This window comes from Anaerotignum sp. (assembly GCF_051877975.1).
GTDB lineage: Bacteria > Bacillota > Clostridia > Lachnospirales > Anaerotignaceae > Anaerotignum_A.
This window is the reverse complement of record NZ_JBJEJK010000059.1, coordinates 15,755-32,796: the sequence shown is the minus strand read 5'-3', so window position 1 is coordinate 32,796 and position 17,042 is coordinate 15,755. Positions and strand designations below refer to the sequence as shown.

At 45.7% G+C, this 17,042-nt stretch carries 17 protein-coding genes; 9 read left to right on the top strand and 8 right to left on the bottom strand.

Annotation, left to right across the window (positions count from 1 at the left end; genetic code table 11):
* Positions 1-93: 93 nt before the first annotated feature.
* Together ACI39P_RS09660 and ACI39P_RS09655 are read right to left on the bottom strand one after the other, a co-directional pair.
* Entirely contained in the window at positions 94-549 is a 456-nt protein-coding gene (locus ACI39P_RS09660; protein ID WP_439720464.1) for a YaiI/YqxD family protein, read from the bottom strand.
* Between the two features lie 55 nt (positions 550-604).
* Positions 605-1,240 carry a lactate utilization protein gene (locus ACI39P_RS09655; RefSeq protein ID WP_439720463.1) on the bottom strand — a complete coding sequence of 212 codons (636 nt, stop codon included), beginning with the start codon at positions 1,238-1,240 and terminating at the stop codon, positions 605-607.
* A gap of 128 nt (positions 1,241-1,368) precedes the next feature.
* Between ACI39P_RS09655 and ACI39P_RS09650 the strand changes: the two genes are divergently transcribed.
* Positions 1,369-2,154, top strand: a complete 786-nt coding sequence (locus ACI39P_RS09650) for a TrmH family RNA methyltransferase (RefSeq protein WP_439720462.1) — start codon at positions 1,369-1,371, stop codon at positions 2,152-2,154.
* Positions 2,155-2,199: 45 nt separating this feature from the next.
* On the opposite strand, the gene ACI39P_RS09645 is transcribed toward ACI39P_RS09650, so the two are convergent.
* Together ACI39P_RS09645 and ACI39P_RS09640 are read right to left on the bottom strand one after the other, a co-directional pair.
* Positions 2,200-2,997: a polysaccharide deacetylase family protein gene (locus tag ACI39P_RS09645; protein WP_439720461.1), complete on the bottom strand. Its 798-nt coding sequence runs from the start codon at positions 2,995-2,997 to the stop codon at positions 2,200-2,202.
* 98 nt (positions 2,998-3,095) lie between these two features.
* Complete coding sequence (locus tag ACI39P_RS09640; RefSeq protein WP_439720460.1) at positions 3,096-3,473, bottom strand: YmaF family protein; 378 nt, start codon at positions 3,471-3,473, stop codon at positions 3,096-3,098.
* A gap of 176 nt (positions 3,474-3,649) precedes the next feature.
* Between ACI39P_RS09640 and ACI39P_RS09635 the strand changes: the two genes are divergently transcribed.
* The 4 genes from ACI39P_RS09635 to ACI39P_RS09620 all read left to right on the top strand — a co-directional run bounded on the left by ACI39P_RS09635 (position 3,650) and on the right by ACI39P_RS09620 (position 7,267).
* Positions 3,650-4,747 (top strand): PfkB family carbohydrate kinase, encoded by a 1,098-nt coding sequence (locus ACI39P_RS09635; RefSeq protein ID WP_439720459.1) that lies wholly within the window; start codon positions 3,650-3,652, stop codon positions 4,745-4,747.
* A gap of 1 nt (position 4,748) precedes the next feature.
* Positions 4,749-5,666, top strand: coding sequence for a pseudouridine-5'-phosphate glycosidase (locus ACI39P_RS09630; RefSeq protein ID WP_439720458.1), 918 nt, complete (start codon positions 4,749-4,751; stop codon positions 5,664-5,666).
* 232 nt (positions 5,667-5,898) lie between these two features.
* On the top strand, positions 5,899-7,053 hold the full coding sequence (locus tag ACI39P_RS09625; RefSeq protein ID WP_439720457.1) for a radical SAM protein: 1,155 nt from the start codon (positions 5,899-5,901) through the stop codon (positions 7,051-7,053).
* A 13-nt stretch (positions 7,054-7,066) separates the two neighbouring features.
* Positions 7,067-7,267 (top strand): FeoB-associated Cys-rich membrane protein, encoded by a 201-nt coding sequence (locus tag ACI39P_RS09620; protein ID WP_439720456.1) that lies wholly within the window; start codon positions 7,067-7,069, stop codon positions 7,265-7,267.
* 96 nt (positions 7,268-7,363) lie between these two features.
* Here ACI39P_RS09620 and ACI39P_RS09615 read toward each other — a convergent pair whose 3' ends face one another.
* On the bottom strand, positions 7,364-8,077 hold the full coding sequence (locus ACI39P_RS09615; RefSeq protein WP_439720455.1) for a hydrolase: 714 nt from the start codon (positions 8,075-8,077) through the stop codon (positions 7,364-7,366).
* Between the two features lie 203 nt (positions 8,078-8,280).
* Between ACI39P_RS09615 and ACI39P_RS09610 the strand changes: the two genes are divergently transcribed.
* The 4 genes from ACI39P_RS09610 (at position 8,281) to coaBC (ending at position 11,998) form a co-directional block, all read left to right on the top strand.
* Positions 8,281-9,195 carry a transporter associated domain-containing protein gene (locus tag ACI39P_RS09610; protein WP_439720454.1) on the top strand — a complete coding sequence of 305 codons (915 nt, stop codon included), beginning with the start codon at positions 8,281-8,283 and terminating at the stop codon, positions 9,193-9,195.
* A gap of 23 nt (positions 9,196-9,218) precedes the next feature.
* The gene (locus ACI39P_RS09605; protein WP_439720453.1) at positions 9,219-9,731 is read left to right on the top strand and encodes a ferritin-like domain-containing protein; all 513 of its coding nucleotides are present in this window, start codon (positions 9,219-9,221) and stop codon (positions 9,729-9,731) included.
* Positions 9,732-9,860: 129 nt separating this feature from the next.
* Entirely contained in the window at positions 9,861-10,667 is an 807-nt protein-coding gene (locus tag ACI39P_RS09600) for a DUF4397 domain-containing protein (protein ID WP_439720452.1), read from the top strand.
* A 128-nt stretch (positions 10,668-10,795) separates the two neighbouring features.
* The gene (gene coaBC, locus ACI39P_RS09595; RefSeq protein WP_439720451.1) at positions 10,796-11,998 is read left to right on the top strand and encodes a bifunctional phosphopantothenoylcysteine decarboxylase/phosphopantothenate--cysteine ligase CoaBC; all 1,203 of its coding nucleotides are present in this window, start codon (positions 10,796-10,798) and stop codon (positions 11,996-11,998) included.
* 71 nt (positions 11,999-12,069) lie between these two features.
* On the opposite strand, the gene ACI39P_RS09590 is transcribed toward coaBC, so the two are convergent.
* From ACI39P_RS09590 to ACI39P_RS09580, 3 genes are all read right to left on the bottom strand, one after another.
* Complete coding sequence (locus tag ACI39P_RS09590; RefSeq protein WP_439720450.1) at positions 12,070-13,068, bottom strand: isocitrate/isopropylmalate family dehydrogenase; 999 nt, start codon at positions 13,066-13,068, stop codon at positions 12,070-12,072.
* Between the two features lie 165 nt (positions 13,069-13,233).
* On the bottom strand, positions 13,234-15,168 hold the full coding sequence (locus ACI39P_RS09585) for an aconitate hydratase (protein ID WP_439720449.1): 1,935 nt from the start codon (positions 15,166-15,168) through the stop codon (positions 13,234-13,236).
* Between the two features lie 55 nt (positions 15,169-15,223).
* Positions 15,224-16,609, bottom strand: a complete 1,386-nt coding sequence (locus tag ACI39P_RS09580) for a 2-isopropylmalate synthase (protein ID WP_439720448.1) — start codon at positions 16,607-16,609, stop codon at positions 15,224-15,226.
* Positions 16,610-17,042: the final 433 nt, after the last annotated feature.

The following is a 17,042-nucleotide window of genomic DNA, read 5'->3' as shown; positions in this document are numbered from 1 at the left end:
TAAGCACCTTATTCCACCAGCAGAGCTGGTGGTTTATTCGTGCTTAAGCGCACAACAAAAAAAACCCTATCCAAATGGATAGGGTTTTCTGCTTTATAAAGAGTGATTTTCGTTTTTGATGGCCCGTTCCAGGGCGTTCAGAAATTTCTCATCATCCTCTTTTGTCCGTTTGCGGGTATGGCCGCCCCGGGATTTCTTTTGCCGGCGCATTTCCCGGGAAAGATGCCGTTCAAAAAGCATCCGGTCGATATTTTCTGTGGTGTAAAAAAAACCGTTAGGGTGAAGAACAACAGCTTTTTTTGCCAGCAGGAGAGAAGCAAGCCCATAATCCTGTGTGATGCAGATATCTCCTGCCTGGGTATGATTGACAAGAACCAGATCTGCGCTGTCCGCACCCTGATCTACAGTAATAGTGGTGATGAAATCTTCCTTGTAAAAAAGCATGTGAGCCACATCGCACACCATGACAACTTCCAGATCGTATTTTTTTGCACAGAGAATGATCATCTCTTTGACAGGGCAGGCATCAGCATCTACCATGAGTTTCATATCGTCTCTCCTTTCAGCAGAAAACCCCTGCCGATCTGGCAGGGGAGTATCTTTCTTAATAGCCCAGTTCTTCACCGATGAGAATGACTTTGATTCTGCCTGCGGGACGGCAAACTCTTGTGATCAATACCTGATTACAGATACATTCCTCGGATTTGCAGTTGTGGCAGGTGCCATCTACAGCGCAAGGTGTCTTGCCCATAAAACGCATGCTGTTGACAGGGGCAACATAGCCTCTTACTCTTTTGATAGCAGCATCTACATCCTGTGCCACTTTGTTCAAACCGCACAGTACAATAACATTATTGGGCCCGAAACAGATGGAAGCAACACGGTTGCCGGTGCCATCGATATTCACCAGAACACCATCTTCAGAAATAGCGTTGGTGCTTGTGAGATAATAATCTGTCAAGAGACCCTGGCGCATCATTTCGCGCATTTCAGCGGGATTTGCTGCGGTGTCTCTGTCGATAACAGTATAGTTGCCTTCTTTCACGGCTTTTGTTAAACCCATATCGCGGATTGTCATGGAGCCGCCCCATGTAATGCTGCTGCCTTCTGGAATCAGGGCTAGGGCTTTTTCTACAGCTTCTGCCGCTGTGGGGCAATAGTAGGCTTCAAAATGGCGGCGTTCCAGATTTTTTATCAGAGTTGCGCTCAGAAGTTCTTTTCTTTTTTCCTGTGGTGTCATGATGAATCACTCCTCTTTGTGATAATATTTTCTCTCTTGCACAAATCATATCATAAAACTTGGAAAGTTGCATCCTTTTTCTTGCAAAGGGAGGATTTCTCCTATATGATGAAAGAAGAGGTGATACCATGAAAAAAATCGAAAGCCGGGAAAATAAATGGGTGAAACGGCTGAACGGATTGAAAATAAAGAAAAATAGAGAGAAAGAGGGCGTCTTTGTGGCGGAGGGGCTGCGCTTCATCAGTGAAATTCCTGCCGACCGGGCGGTGGAAGTCTATGCTGTCAGCCAGACTTTTGCCATGGAAAATGATATTTCCGTATATGAAAAGAGGGCAGAGGTGCTGTGTTTTTCTGATACACTGTTTGCGGCAGCTTGCGATACGGAAACACCCCAGGGCATTTTGGCGGTCTGCAAAAAGCTGGAATGGGATGAAGCGGCTGTATTTGCGAAACATGCCCCTTTTTTCCTGCTGGCGGAAGAATTGAACGATCCTGGCAATTTGGGGACGGTCATTCGTACGGCAGATGCCTGCGGGGCAGATGCCGTATTTCTTTCCAAGGGCAGTGTAGACCTTTATAATCCTAAGGTGCTGCGTTCTACTATGGGGTCTTTGTTTCATGTGCCTGTATTCCAAAATGTGGATTTACATGAGATTTCTGCAAAGCTGAAAGCAAATAAAATCCCTCTCTATGCGGCACACCTGAAAGGGGATGGATTTCCTTATGATTTGGATTTGAAAGCGTCCTGCGCTTTCCTCATTGGGAATGAAGCCAGAGGGCTGAGTGAGCAAGCCGCAAATCTTTGTGACCAATGGGTAAAGATTCCTATGCCTGGACAGGCGGAAAGCCTGAATGCGTCTGTTGCGGCAGGGGTGTTGCTGTATGAGGTTGTAAGGCAGAGATTAGAACGATAAAAAAGATGCGATACACCAAGAATGGAGTATCGCTCTTTTTTGTATTTAGGATTTTGTAGTTTTGGGGATTTGGCGGCCTTCGTGGTCCATTTCGTAGTTGTCCCGATGAATCAGTTCAGAAACGGGTACGATTTCAAAGCCTTTTTCCTTGAGACCTTTCAGGATGGTGTCCAATACCTGAGGAGTGTATTTGGCATCGTTGTGGAAAAGGATGATAGAGCCATTGCCTAAGTGCTTGTGATTCAGGACTTGGTTGATTTCTGCTTCAGCGCCCTGTTCCTTCCAGTCTAGGCTGTCAACATCCCATTGTATCGTATAATACCCATTTGCTTCAGCTGTTTCAATTACATGATTATCATATTCCCCAAAGGGCGGGCGAAAAAGATCCATTTCCACACCTGTCAGATCTTTGACGCTTTGGTGGCATTTTTGCAACTCTTGGGCAATCTGTTCAGAAGAAATCTGACTCATGTGAGGATGTGTAGCAGAATGATTTCCCAGATCGTGGCCTGCTTCTGCGATTTTCTTCACTTCATCGGGATATTTTTCCACCCAATAACCGCAAAGGAAGAAGGTGGCATTTACATCGTTTTCTTCTAAGATGCGTAATAACTCATCGGTATCTTCTGCGCCCCATGCGGCATCAAAACTGACGGAGATCTGTGGTTTTTCTGTTTGTACACAATAAATAGGCAGTTTCCGTTCGCTATTTGCAGTAACTACAGCGGAAACCTTAGCAGCGGCAGGGGGGAGGGCAAGAACGGCGGAAATCAGAATCAGCCCGCCCAACGCAAAGCATCCAGCCACTTTTTTTGTAATATGTATTCTTTTCAAAAAATTCATGGAAATCCCTCCAGAGGTTTTTACTAGCAGTATATTTCTGAAAAAGGAAAAAGATGAACAGGAAAAAAGGGCGCGTAAAAAGCGCCCTTCTTTTCAATTTAGTCACATTCAAAATCCAGCGGGCTTTCGATCAGGGATGCTACCTGGAATCTGTGTCTATGACCGTCTTCTTCTTCTGTGCATGCGCTGGCAAAATGCACATGTTTACCGTTGCCAACTTCAATGGCGGGAGAGGACGTGCCGCAGAATTCATGGAAATGACCATCAGCAAAATCTGTGCGGAATTTCACTTCATGCACATGGCTGTCACCATGGCGGATAGCTTCACCGGAAACGGTTGCGAAGCGATGGTTATGGCATTCATTTCCTTCATCGAAAACAGCGGTGCTGCCGGTGATTTCATGAACATGCCGCTGTCTGTTGCGGTCTCTGTCCCAGTCCCAATCCCAGCAGTTGCAGCGATTCATCTGGCTCATTTTTCTGCCTCCTTCGTTTGTGGGTTATGCTATATTTTATGCAAACGGACAAGAATGGTGCATGGGATATCTATGGCTAAAGGGCAAGAGGATAAAAAATCTCATTGACAACAGCAAAGGTTGTATTATAATAAATATTAGTTTATGACATAAGCAAATATAAAGAAGGTGAAGGCTTGACACAAAGAGAAAAGGAAATCTTTGAAATCATCAAAAAGAACCCTATGATCGAACAGAGTCAGATCGCAGCTATGTTGCATATTGCCCGCAGCTCTGTGGCGGTGCATATTTCCAATCTGCAAAAAAAAGGATATATCCTTGGCAAAGGCTATCTGCTGAAGGAACAGGAATATGTGGTGGGCATTGGTGCAGCCAACGTGGATATCCATGGCCGCAGTAAAAAAGCGATCAATTTAAGAGATTCCAACCCTGGCCGCATGAATCTTTCCGCCGGCGGCGTGACCCGCAATGTCTGCGATAACCTATCCAGGCTGGGTGCCTCTGTCAAACTCATTACCGCATTGGGAGACGATGTTTTTGCAGAGCAGATTCGCGGTGAATGTGCGGCAGCTGGCATCGATTTGAATCACAGCATGAAAGTGGAAAACCATCCTTCTTCTACCTATATTTCTATTCTTGATGAGAACGGAGAAATGTTTGTCGCTATGTCAGATATGGCTGTGCTTCAGAAAATGAATGTGGAATTTTTAGAAACAAAAACAGGCGTGATCACCGGTGCAAAAATCATCACCTGCGACAGCGGCCTGCCGGCAGAAACATTGGAAGGTATTCTGGAGCTTTTTGGCGGTCAGCAGCCTGTTTTCGTTGATCCGGTTTCCTGTGCTTATGCGGAAAAGATCAAACCATTCGTAGGAAAATTCCATACGATCAAGCCCAATCGCTTGGAAGCAGAAATTTTGAGCGGCATCAGCATCAATAATAAGGAAGATTTGAAACGTGCCTGCGATATCATCCTCGAAAAAGGGGTGCAGCGCATCTTTGTCAGCCTTGGCAGAGAAGGCTGTTTCTATATGGACAGAAACGGTATGCAGATGCAGCGAAAGTTGAAGCCACTGGAAAAGATGATGAACGCTACCGGCGGCGGAGATGCCTTTATGGCTGCAGTTATCTATGCAACATTAAATGATTTTGGCATTGAGCAAACGTTGGATTATGCCCTTGCCGCAGGGATCGCAGCCATTTCCCATGAAAAAACCATTAACCCTTATATGAGTATCGATGTATTGGAAAAAATTTTAAAGGAGAGAAAATAAAATGAATCTGGAAAAATACTTGAGCATTACACCTGAAATCGAAGCAGCCATTAAGGCAGGCAAGCCTGTAGTAGCCCTGGAAAGCACCATCCTGAGCCATGGTATGCCCTATCCCGAAAATATGGAATTTGCCCATAAAGTAGAAGAAATCGTTCGTGGTGAAGGTGCCATCCCTGCAACAACAGCCATTATCGGCGGCAAGCTGAAGGTAGGGCTGACCTCCGATGAATTGGATTTGATGTGCAAAGGCGAAGGCGTTGGCAAAGTCAGCCGCCGTGATGTAGCGGTGTATGTTGCATCTGGTCAGATTGGCGCAACAACAGTGGCCACAACCATGATGATTGCGGCTATGGCCGGCATCAAGGTCTTTGCCACAGGCGGTATTGGCGGTGTGCACCGCGGCGCTCAGGAAACTATGGATATCTCCGCTGATCTGCAGGAATTGGCTAAAACACCTGTTGGTGTTGTTTGCGCCGGCGCAAAATCTCTGCTGGATATCGGCCTGACACTGGAATATCTGGAAACCATGGGCGTTCCTGTACTGGGGATGGGTACAGATGATTTCCCTGCATTCTATTGCAGAAAGAGCGGTTTCGGTGTAGATTTCAATGTCGAAAGCCCTGCAATGTGCGCGAAGATCCTGAAAACGAAATGGGATTTGGGTCTGGAAGGCGGCGCAGTCATCGCAAATCCGATTCCTGTTGAATATGAACTGGATTTCGATGAAATGGAAGCAGTCATCAATAAAGCACTGGAGATGGCAAAAGAACAGGGCATTAAAGGGAAAGCAACAACCCCTTTCCTGCTGAGCCATATCAAAGAGCTGACAAAAGGGGTAGCATTTGCCTCCAATGTTCAGCTGGCATATAATAATGCCAGAATGGCATCTAAAATTGCGGTTGAATTGTGTAAATTATAATTTTTAAATGAGAAGGGCGTCCGGTTGGACGCCTTTTTTCTGAAATTCGTTCCCCTTGACGCCGGAAACGGCATAGAGGAAAGCAGTAGCAGTGTGCTTTAAATTTTCGTAACTGAATATCTGGATACAGTGCAGAAAAACTTCCCCTTTAGAGCCCTTGCATTTTCCCCCCAATCTGCTACAATAAATTAGTTAAGAGGTTTTTAGTTTTTTGAACAAAGGAGAAACAATGATGGAAGAAATGGTTTTTCAGATTGGGCCTATCCGTCCCCCCAGCGAAGCCAACAGCTTGCTGCTGCGGGTAACGGTGAACTGCCCTTGGAATAAATGTAAATTCTGTATGCTTTATAAAAAATACGATTTTCATACCCGCCCCGTTGAAGAAGTCAAAAAGGACATCGATACTATGGCGGAGTTGCGGGATCGTATTTTGCAGTATAAAAAAGATGGTGATTGGGATATTACTGCCATCAATCAGGATTATCAGACCTTGACCACAGATGATCAGCGTTGGTGTTACCAGATGGTGTTCCGCTGGATGACAGAAGGGGACTGCAATTCTATTTTCCTGCAGGATGCCAATACCATGTGCCTGCGGGCCGATTGGCTGGCGGAGATCATCCGCTATGTCCGTGTGAAGCTGCCGGAAATCAAGCGAATTACCTCCTATGGCAGAGCCAATACGCTGGCAAAGATTAGTCCGGAGGATTATAAAATGCTGAGGGAAGCCGGCTTAGACCGTATCCATTCTGGCTATGAATCCGGTTCCGATAAAGTGCTGGCTCTGATTGAAAAGGGCTGTACCCAGGAAGAGCAGATCATTGGCGGCAGAAAGGTAAGGGAAGCTGGTATCGAGCTTTCTATCTATTTTATGCCCGGCGTTGGCGGGAAGGAGCTTTCCGATGATAATGCCATTGAAACGGCCAAGGTCATCAATGCAGTAAACCCCAATTTCGTCCGTCTGCGCACCTTTGTTCTGCGTACCGGTTCTTTGATGGAAGAAGTGCGGGATGCAGGCAACTGGACAGAAGATACAGATATGAACAAACTGCTGGAAATCCGGAAGCTCTTGGCACATATCGACCCCACAAAAGCAAATGGCAAAATCACCAGCGACCATATTATCAATTTGCTGCAGGAAGTCAGCGGCAATATGGATACAGATTTGCCTTGGATGCTGGAATATATCGATTCTTTCCTGGCATTGCCTGCGCTGGAACAGAGAAAATATCAGCTGGCGCGCCGTATGGGTTTTCCTCTGGACTGGAAACAGCTTTGGCGTATGAAGGAAAGCGACAGACTTATTATTGAGGATTTGGCAAAAAATATTGTCGATGAAAAAGAATGGGAAAAGAAACTCCATACATATATGGATCACTATATTTAAGGAGGTCTTGTAAATGACGACGGAAACGATTTTTACTGCGATCATCCCCGCAATCCTGATTTTTTGTCTGGTATTTTTCAATATCCGCAAAATGCAGAAGCAGGCAAAAATCATGCGTATGGAAAAGGAAGGAAAATGCGGCAGCGGCTGTGCCGGCTGTGCCCATAGTGCAGCTTGTCATTCTCCCCAGAAGAAAGAAGAATTGAAAAAATAAGGAAAAACCTCAAGTTGGTAAATCGCCCCAAGGGTTCTCCAGTATAGCATACTGTTTTGCAGATGGGGGCAGTTCCATTGCTTGAGGTTTTTATTTTTATTCTGCTTCTTTTGTTTTTGCTTCGTGTTCATTTCGATATCTGGTCATTAACCCGTGGAACAGTTCCTCGGCTGTGGGCGGGGTGAAGCTGATGGCATTGGCGCCGGCTTCCACTGTCCTGCGGATGGTTTCCCGTGAAGGACCGCCTGTAGCAATGATCGGTACATCCGGATAGCGTTCCCGAATGATACGCACCACTTCCGGTGTACGGGCTGCTGCGGAAATATTTAAAATGTTTGTGCCTGCCCCCAGTCGGGCATCGATATCCGTGTTTTCATCCAATACGGTTACGACAATAGGAATATCCACAACACGGGCGATCTGTTCAATGACATCATTGCTGGTAGGTGCATTTACAACGACGGCCATGGCCCCCAGCGCTTCGGCATCCTTTGCCAGCATCACAACACGGGCGCCGGTGGTCGTGCCGCCGCCAACGCCGCAAAATACAGGCAGGCTGGAAGTAGAAACAATAGCATCGGCGATGATCTGCTGCGGGGTAAAGGGATAAACAGCCAGCACTGCATCTGCATTGCAGTTGCGGATGATCGCGATATCGGTGGAGAAGATCAGCGATTTGATGCGCCGTCCCATGATGACAATGCCGCTGGCAGCGTAAATTTCCTCTGGCATTGTTACGATATGGTGGCTTCTCAATTTTGTTTGTACATGAGGGATCTTCTTCTCTCGCAGGACTTTTTTGTGATTCATAGGCAACACTTCCTTTCTGTTTTTTCAGATGTAATTTTCGATGTTATGTAACCATTATACGTTGTATGAGAATCTGTTGTCAAGGAAATGGTATTTTTTGGAAAAAATTGCACCGATTGGTCAGACTTGACAGAGATACGGTTTAGTTATAAACTACAAGAAAATAAATTTGTCATTTTTTTGTAGTTGGAGGTCGATTGTTTTTGGAAGTCATAACAGGTCTATTATTAGCATCCATTGTGCTGAATATTCTCCTGATTTCAAAACTGCTGCATGCGAAAGAAGCAGAGAAGGAAAACAACATAACGGAAGAAGAGATCCGCCAGATGGTAGATGCCGGCGGCGATAATGGTTCCATTGATGAAAATGAAAAAGAGATGATCAACAATATCTTTGAACTGAGCAACATTTCCGTAGGGAATATTGCCACCCATCGAACAGATATCGTTGCTGTTCCTCTGGATGCCTCATTGGAAGAAATTAAGAACGTTATGGCGGAGGAAAAGTATTCCCGTATCGTCGTCTATGATGATAATATCGATAATATCGTTGGTGTATATCACGTGAAGGATATGGTCAAGTATATTCTGGCGGATGTGACCCGTGTGAAAGAAGGGTATTTCCATCTGGAAGATATCCTGATGCAGCCTTATTTTATCCCCTTTTCCAAAAAGGTGGACGAGCTTTTAAAAGAAATGCAGCTGGAAAAGGTGCATATGGCTATTGTCATTGATGAATATGGCGGCACAGCCGGTATCGTTACCATGGAAGATATCATGGAAGAAATTTTTGGGAATATCTTCGATGAATATGATGTGGAAGAAGAGGAAGATATCACCCTGATGGAAAATGGTGTCTATCGTATCAATGGCACCACAGATCTGCAGGATGTGGAAGAACAGCTGGGGATCACTTTTGAAGAAGAGGAAGATTATGATACCCTTGGGGGCTATCTGATCGGCCAGCTGGGGCGTATTCCTGAAGATGATGAAGCCATTGAGATCGAACTTTGCGGATGGCTGTTCCAAATCGAGGGTATCGAAGAAAAGCGAATTGATAAAGTTTTTGCTACAAAATTGCCTGAGGAAACAAAGGAAGAACCTGTTTCCGAGGAATGATTTTTCATAAGGAGGAGTGTTTTATGTTAAATGAAAAGGTTGTAGAACTGCTGAATGATCAGATCGTAAAGGAATTTTATTCTGCTTATCTGTATCTGGATTTTTCCAACTTCTATTCCGAAAAGGGCTTAGATGGTTTTGCCAACTGGTATCGCATCCAGGCACAGGAAGAAAGAGACCATGCCCTGCTGTTCTATGATTATCTGCACAACAACAATGAAAAGGTAACACTGGGAGCCATTGATGCGCCTAATTTGGAACTGAATGCGCTGATGGATCCTCTGCAGGAAGGCCTGAAGCATGAAGAATATGTAACAGGGCTGATCCATACCATCTATGCTGCTGCAAAAGATGTGAACGATTTCCGTACCATGCAGTTTTTGGATTGGTTCGTAAAAGAACAGGGCGAAGAAGAAAAGAATGCCAACGACTTGATCACAAAAATGGAACTGTTCGGCAGCGACCCTAAGAGCTTGTACATGCTGGATCAGGAACTGGCAGCCAGAGTATATACAGCACCTTCTTTAGTGCTGTAAACAGTATTCCCTGAAATCTGATTGCATATTGTTTCACAAAGACACGGTTTGTTTTCCGTGTCTTTTTTTCACCAAAAAATTTGTCCGTTCATACTCTGAAATAGAAAAGAACGAGAGGATGGAATTCCTATGCCGAATCAAAATTGGTACGAAACAAGTGAAGATATGTTGATGCCCCTGCCTTTGACGAAAGAACAAGCCGATGAAATGGTGGATGAAATGACCCTGACACGGGAAATGGTGGATGATACTGCCCGCAGTCGTTTTCCCAGCATCACCTTGCCCAACAATACCAATATTACTGTGATTCCCATTATCCCTGGCATCACGCTGTATGGATATATCCGTTTTATGAATGCCAGCCCCGGGGAAACAAGAGTAGATATCTATGTAAATGGGCGGAAGGTAGCTTCTAATTTGCTGTATCGCAATTTCACGGAATATATGAAGGTCTTTCCTGGCTGGTATCGCATCGCTGTTTATGCCGCAGGCACCATTCGAAACCCTTTGACCGTAACGACTCTGCAGGTGCAGGCTAACAGTATCACAACATTGGCGGTCATTGGCCTTGCCGGGGATATCTCTACTTTAGCCATCAACGATAGCCGTCGTTTCCTGAATCGGAATCGGGCTTATGTCCGCTTTGTGCAGCTTTCTCCCAATGCGCCGACCATGGATGCCTACTGGGATGATGCTCTTGTTGTCTCCGAATTGAATTATGAGGATATCAGCCGCTACATGACAGCCACCCCCGGCAGCCATAACCTGAAGATGCGGGACAGCCTCAGCGGGGCGAACCTGGTAGAGCATCCTGATGTACAGGTGGAGGGCGGTAAAGCGTATACGATCTATGTAGTAGGGGATATCACCGACAGAACGGGTCTGCAGGTTTTGATTCCGCTGGAAGGTGCGACCTATTTAAATTTTGGTGATTGATCTTCGATAAATTCAATGGATTTTTTTCCGAAAAAACTATACGAAAATTAAAATTATTGATATAATAGCGACAATGGCATGCCGCAAGGGGCGGCAAAAAAGTACGAGTGAAAAAGAGGAGAATCATCATGTTAAAAGGAAAAACGGTTGTTTTAGGCGTAACAGGCAGTATTGCTGCTTATAAAATGGCAAACGTAGCAAGCATGCTGGTAAAGATGCATGCAGATGTGCATGTTATCATGACACAAAATGCCTGTCAGTTCATCACCCCTGTTACATTTGAAACACTGACAGGCAATAAATGTATGGTAGATACCTTTGACCGCAATTTCCAGTTCCATGTGGCTCACGTTTCCATTGCGAAAAAAGCGGATGTGCTGCTGATTGCTCCCGCAACTGCAAATGTGATCGGCAAACTGGCCAATGGCATCGCAGACGATATGCTGACAACAACAGCCATGGCTTGCACCTGCAAGGTCATCGTTGCTCCTGCTATGAATACCAATATGTATCATAATCCTATTCTGCAGGATAACCTGAAAAAACTGGAAGGCTATGGCTATGAAATCATCGCACCGGAAAAAGGTCTTTTGGCCTGCAGAGATATCGGCGATGGCAAAATGCCTTCCGAAGAGGTTCTGGTAGGGCATATCATCAGAGAAATTGCCTATGAAAAAGATTTGGCAGGCATGAAGGTGATCGTAACCGCAGGCCCTACACAGGAAAGCATCGACCCTGTTCGCTATATCACAAATCATTCTACAGGCAAAATGGGCTATGAATTGGCAAAGGCTGCCATGCTGCGGGGCGCAGAGGTCACATTGGTCAGCGGTGTAACCATGCTGGAAAAACCTCTGTTTGTGGATTTTGTTCAGGTGACCAGCGCAGGGGATATGTTCGAAGCTATGAAGGCTCGTTTCTTGGATAATGATATCATCATCAAGGCAGCCGCAGTAGCGGATTACAAGCCCAAAAACTACAATGATGAAAAGACAAAGAAAAAAGACGGCGATATGTCCATTGAACTGGACAGAACACAGGATATTCTGAAATATATGGGCGAACATCGCAGAGAAGGGCAGTTCTACTGCGGCTTCTCCATGGAAACACAGAATATGCTGGAAAATTCCCGTGTGAAGCTGGATAAGAAAAATATCGACATGGTGGTTGCCAATAACCTGAAAGTAGCAGGCAGCGGCTTTGGTACAGATACCAATGTGGTAACTATGATTTCCAAGCAGGAGGAAATTGAATTGGAACTGCTGACAAAAGAAGAAGTAGCTCATAAGATTCTGGATGAAATTTTGAAGCTGAAAAAGCTGAAAGGCTGATATCAAAAAAATAAATGCAATCAAATGACCCCCGCAAGGTTTCCTGCGGGGGTTTCTTGTGTCCGTTTTTATTACAGTTTTACAATGACTGCGTCAGCGAATTCCTCTGTAGAGGCTGTGCCGCCCATATCCTGTGTCAGTGTTTTTCCTTCGGAAATGACTTCGGATACCGCTTTTTCAATGGCAGCCGCTGCTTTTGCTTCGCCCAGATGAGCCAGCATCAGGGAAGCGGAAAGGATGGCTGCAGTGGGGTTGATCTTATGCTGACCGGCAATATCAGGGGCGGAACCGTGGATGGGTTCAAAAATGGCACCGTCTACACCGATATTTGCACTGGGGGTCAGCCCCAAGCCACCTACCAGACCTGCACACAGGTCGGAAACGATATCGCCGTAGAGGTTGGGGCAAACCAGTACATCATAATCTTCGGGGTGCATCACCAGTCTCATGCACATAGCGTCCACGATGCTGTCATTAAATTCGATCTGGGGATACTCCTTGGCGATCTGTCTTGCGACATCCAGGAACAGACCGTCTGTGCATTTCATGATATTTGCCTTATGTACAGCGGTGACTTTCTTTCTGCCTTCCCGTACTGCATATTCAAAGGCATAACGGCAGATACGTTCACAGCCCTTTCTTGTGATGAGCTTGATGCTTTCTGCAGCATCTTCGCCTACCATGTGTTCAATACCTGCGTAAAGGTCTTCCGTATTTTCACGAACGATCACCAAGTCGATATTGTCGTATCTTGTGATAACACCAGGATAGGTCTTTGCGGGGCGTACATTCGCATACAAGTCGAAAGTCTTGCGCAGGGCAACGTTAACACTGCGGAAGCCTGTACCAACGGGTGTGGTGATGGGGCCTTTCAGGGCAACACCATTTTTGCGGATAGATTCAATGACATGGTCGGGCAGGGGAGTACCATATTTTTCAATCATGGCTGCGCCTGCTTCCATTTCGTCCCATTGAATATCTACGCCAGTTGCTTCAACGACTCTTTTTGCTGCAGCAACGACTTCGGGGCCGCTGCCGTCACCAGGGATCAAAGTTACTTTATGTGCCATATTTATTACTTCCTTTCTTTTTTCTTGAGGGTTTCACCCTCAAACTCCCACTTAGGGGGTCACCCCCTAAGAACCCGATACTGCAGAACATGTACATACTTCTGCAAATGGGGGTCAAGGGGAATCATTCCCCTTGCAGGGGGTTCGGGGGACGGCGTCCCACGATTACTTGCCTTCTTTTGTGTAGTTCAGTAAGCCGCCTGCCAGCAGAATGTCGCACTGTCTAGCGGAAATGTTCAGTCTGGTAGGGATTTCTTCGCCTGTGCGAACCAGAGTAACCATCACATTCTGGCCTTCTACAGCGCCTTTGATCTGATCTGCTGCGTATTTAATGACAAATTCATCCCCCAGTTTGATATTATCATAATCCCATTCGTTTACGAATACCAGAGGCAGGATACCATTGTTGATGAGGTTTGCCATGTGGATACGAGCAAAGGACTTGGCAATAACACCTTTTACGCCCAGCTGCAAAGGAGCCAGTGCCGCGTGTTCACGGCTGCTGCCCTGACCGTAGTTCTGACCGGCAATGATGAAGCCGCCGCCGGCTGCCTTTGCCCTTGCGGGAAATTCAGGGTCGCAGGGAGTCAGGCAGTAATCTGCCAGATAAGGCACGTTGGAACGGAAAGGCAGGAGTTTTGCGTTGGAGGGCATGATGTGGTCTGTTGTAATGTTATCCTCCACTTTGATCAGGGCACCGCCTTTGATTTCCTTAGGAACCTTTGTATTTTTAGGGAAGGGCTGGATATTGGGGCCTCTTACCACTTTGACACATTCGCCTTCAGGGGCGGGAGGAATGATGAGGTTATCATTCACCATGAAATGTTCGGGCATGGAAACCAGAGGTGCTTCGCCCAGGGCATGAGGGTCTGTCAGCACGCCTGCCAATGCACTGGCAACGGCTGTTTCGGGGCTGACGATATATACCTGTGCGGATTTTGTACCGCTTCTGCCTTCAAAGTTTCTGTTGATGGTACGCAGGGAAACGGCATTTGTGGCAGGAGCCTGCCCCATACCGATACAAGGGCCGCAGCCACATTCCAAAATTCTTGCGCCGGCGGAAATGATATCTGCCAATGCGCCGTTGGCAGCCAGCATATTCATTACCTGCTTAGAACCAGGAGCGATTACCAGGCTGACATCAGGATGAACGGATTTACCCTTCAAGAGAGCTGCAACGGTCATCATATCTGTATAGGAAGAGTTTGTGCAGGAGCCGATGGCAACCTGATCTACTTTCAGACCTTCAATATCCTTCACCTGTTTGATATTATCAGGAGAGTGGGGGCATGCTACCAGAGGAGCGATTTCATCCAGGGCAATGGTCACTTCTTCATCGTATGTAGCGTCTGCGTCTGCACTCAGTTCGATCCAGTCTTCTTCGCGGCCCTGCGCTTTCAAGAATGCTTTTGTAACTTCATCGGAAGGAAATACAGAGGTGGTTGCGCCCAGCTCTGCGCCCATATTTGTGATGGTTGCTCTCTGGGGAACGCTCAGGGATTTTACGCCTTCGCCGGCATATTCCATTACCTTGCCTACGCCGCCTTTTACGGACAATCTGCGCAGTACTTCCAGAATGACATCTTTTGCAGTTACCCAAGGGGAAAGCTTACCGGTCAGGTTGATTCTGCAAACCTTGGGCATTGCCAGATAATAGGCACCGCCGCCCATAGCTACGGCTACATCCAGACCGCCTGCACCGATGGCCAGCATACCGATGCCGCCGCCTGTGGGGGTATGGCTGTCGGAGCCCAGCAGAGTTTTGCCGGGTTTGCCAAAACGTTCCAGGTGTACCTGATGGCAGATACCGTTGCCGGGTTTGGAGAAGTAAATGCCGTGTTTACTGGTAACTGTTTGGATATATTTATGGTCGTCTGCATTTTCGAAGCCTGTCTGCAGTGTATTATGGTCAATATAGGCTACAGATTTTTCTGTTTTGACACGGGGGATACCGATAGCTTCAAACTGCAGATATGCCATAGTACCTGTGGAATCCTGTGTCAAGGTCTGGTCAATTTTGATAGCAATTTCTTTACCGGCTATCATTTCACCGCTTACCAGATGATTTTTGATGAGTTTTTCAGTAATATTCATTCCCATTTGTGTTTCCTCCTAAAAATTCCATATGAAACGCCGAGGGTGTTCGGCAGCTTTCTCATTCGATGCCTGCAATTTCCGCCAGTTCGGGGAGCAGTTCTTTCAGCGCGCCTTCCATTTCTTCTTCACTGATGAAGGTCATACGTCCATCGCTGTACTGTTTGTCTACCCATTCCTTGAGGATGACGGTGCGAGGATCATTCTTATCTATTTTATCATCGCCTGTCAGCTTCAGTGTCTGGTTCAGCCAGTATGCGACGCCGGCCAGACCGGAGTTTTTATTGACTTCTACGCTCAGAGGGCGTTTCAGCAGCTTGCCTGTATTGAAGATATTGTAGATTTCTTCATCTTTTGCGACACCATCCGCATGGATACCTGCTCTGGTTACGTTAAAGTCTCTGCCTACGAAAGGTGTGCGGGGGGGAATCTTATAGCCCAGTTCTTTTTCGTAATATTCAGCGATTTCTGTGATAACTGTGGTATCCATACCATCCAGAGTGCCTCTCAGGGAAGCATATTCCATGACCATAGCTTCCAAAGGTGTATTGCCTGTCCGTTCCCCGATGCCCAGCAGGGAGCAGTTGACAGAAGAACAGCCGTAGAGCCATGCAGTAGAAGCATTTACGACAGCTTTATAGAAGTCGTTATGGCCATGCCATTCCAGCAGTTCACTGGGGATCTGAGCGAAGTGGTTGACACCATAGATGATACCGCCCACAGAACGGGGCAGGGTAGCACCGGGGTAAGGTACGCCATAGCCCATGGTATCGCAGAAGCGGATCTTTACAGGAAGCTGATATTTGTCCATCAGCTTTTTCAGCTCTGTGGCAAAGGGAACAACACAGCCGTAGAAGTCGGCTCTGGTTACGTCCTCAAAATGACAGCGGGGGGTGATGCCCATATCCAATGCCGCTTCCACGATTTCCAGATATCCTTCGATAGCTTGTTTTCTCGTTTTATGTAATTTATTGAAGATATGATAGTCGGAGCAGGAAACTAAGATACCGCATTCGGGCATACCCATTTCTTTTACCAGTTTGAAATCTTCTTTTGTCGCTCTGATCCAGCCTGTAATTTCGGGGAATTCAAAGCCCAGTTCCCGGCAGGCTTCAATGGCTCTGCGGTCGTTTTCGCTGTAAAGGAAGAATTCGCATTGTTTGATCTTGCCCTTGGGGCCGCCCAGTCTGTGCATCATTTCATACAGGGTTTTGATTTGTTTTACTGTATAAGGGGCACGGGATTGCTGCCCATCGCGGAAGGTGGTATCTGTCAGCCAGATTTCATCAGGTACATTCATAGGAACCTGACGATAGTTGAAAGTTACCTTAGGCACTTCATCATAGCTGTAGTTATCGCGGTACAGGTTGGGTTCAGGTACATCCTGCAGGCTGTATTTATACCGTCTCAGCTCCAGCAGGTTCGTCTTATCGTTATAAGTGATCAAGGTTATCTCTCCTTACTATTAGAATTTGTTTGTCATACAAAAACAATTGCTTTCGGATTCCTTTTTATATTTATAGAATATATCAATAAAATTCATTTCTGTCAATAGAAAGTAATAAAAATATCGAATATATGAAAATTGATAGATATAATCACAAAAAATGTTGATTTAACAGCATTTATTTTAAATATCAGGAATTTTATTTTTTGTTTTAAACAATAGAAAAATAGAATATATTTAAATTTGATATAAAAAATAATTAAAAAAATCTATAGATTAATTTATTCTATAAATTTTCAGTATCAATTTTTTGTACGCAAAGATAAGAAAATCAAAACAAAATCATAAAAAATATATATGGAAAACAAAGAAAAAATCTATAGAATGTATTGAAACGAATTTTTGTAAAAATTATAATTGTGGCAAAGAATGA

What these genes read in the sequence shown, in the direction of transcription:
- ACI39P_RS09630 (WP_439720458.1), top strand. Translation starts at nt 4,749, where the DNA reads ATGAATCTGGAAAAATACTTGAGCATTACACCTGAAATCGAAGCAGCC.
- ACI39P_RS09625 (WP_439720457.1), top strand. Translation starts at nt 5,899, where the DNA reads ATGGAAGAAATGGTTTTTCAGATTGGGCCTATCCGTCCCCCCAGCGAA.
- coaBC (WP_439720451.1), top strand. Translation starts at nt 10,796, where the DNA reads ATGTTAAAAGGAAAAACGGTTGTTTTAGGCGTAACAGGCAGTATTGCT.
- ACI39P_RS09645 (WP_439720461.1), bottom strand. Translation starts at nt 2,997, where the DNA reads ATGAATTTTTTGAAAAGAATACATATTACAAAAAAAGTGGCTGGATGC.
- ACI39P_RS09590 (WP_439720450.1), bottom strand. Translation starts at nt 13,068, where the DNA reads ATGGCACATAAAGTAACTTTGATCCCTGGTGACGGCAGCGGCCCCGAA.
- ACI39P_RS09640 (WP_439720460.1), bottom strand. Translation starts at nt 3,473, where the DNA reads ATGAGCCAGATGAATCGCTGCAACTGCTGGGATTGGGACTGGGACAGA.
- ACI39P_RS09660 (WP_439720464.1), bottom strand. Translation starts at nt 549, where the DNA reads ATGAAACTCATGGTAGATGCTGATGCCTGCCCTGTCAAAGAGATGATC.
- ACI39P_RS09620 (WP_439720456.1), top strand. Translation starts at nt 7,067, where the DNA reads ATGACGACGGAAACGATTTTTACTGCGATCATCCCCGCAATCCTGATT.
- ACI39P_RS09650 (WP_439720462.1), top strand. Translation starts at nt 1,369, where the DNA reads ATGAAAAAAATCGAAAGCCGGGAAAATAAATGGGTGAAACGGCTGAAC.
- ACI39P_RS09605 (WP_439720453.1), top strand. Translation starts at nt 9,219, where the DNA reads ATGTTAAATGAAAAGGTTGTAGAACTGCTGAATGATCAGATCGTAAAG.
- ACI39P_RS09615 (WP_439720455.1), bottom strand. Translation starts at nt 8,077, where the DNA reads ATGAATCACAAAAAAGTCCTGCGAGAGAAGAAGATCCCTCATGTACAA.
- ACI39P_RS09600 (WP_439720452.1), top strand. Translation starts at nt 9,861, where the DNA reads ATGCCGAATCAAAATTGGTACGAAACAAGTGAAGATATGTTGATGCCC.
- ACI39P_RS09585 (WP_439720449.1), bottom strand. Translation starts at nt 15,168, where the DNA reads ATGGGAATGAATATTACTGAAAAACTCATCAAAAATCATCTGGTAAGC.
- ACI39P_RS09655 (WP_439720463.1), bottom strand. Translation starts at nt 1,240, where the DNA reads ATGACACCACAGGAAAAAAGAAAAGAACTTCTGAGCGCAACTCTGATA.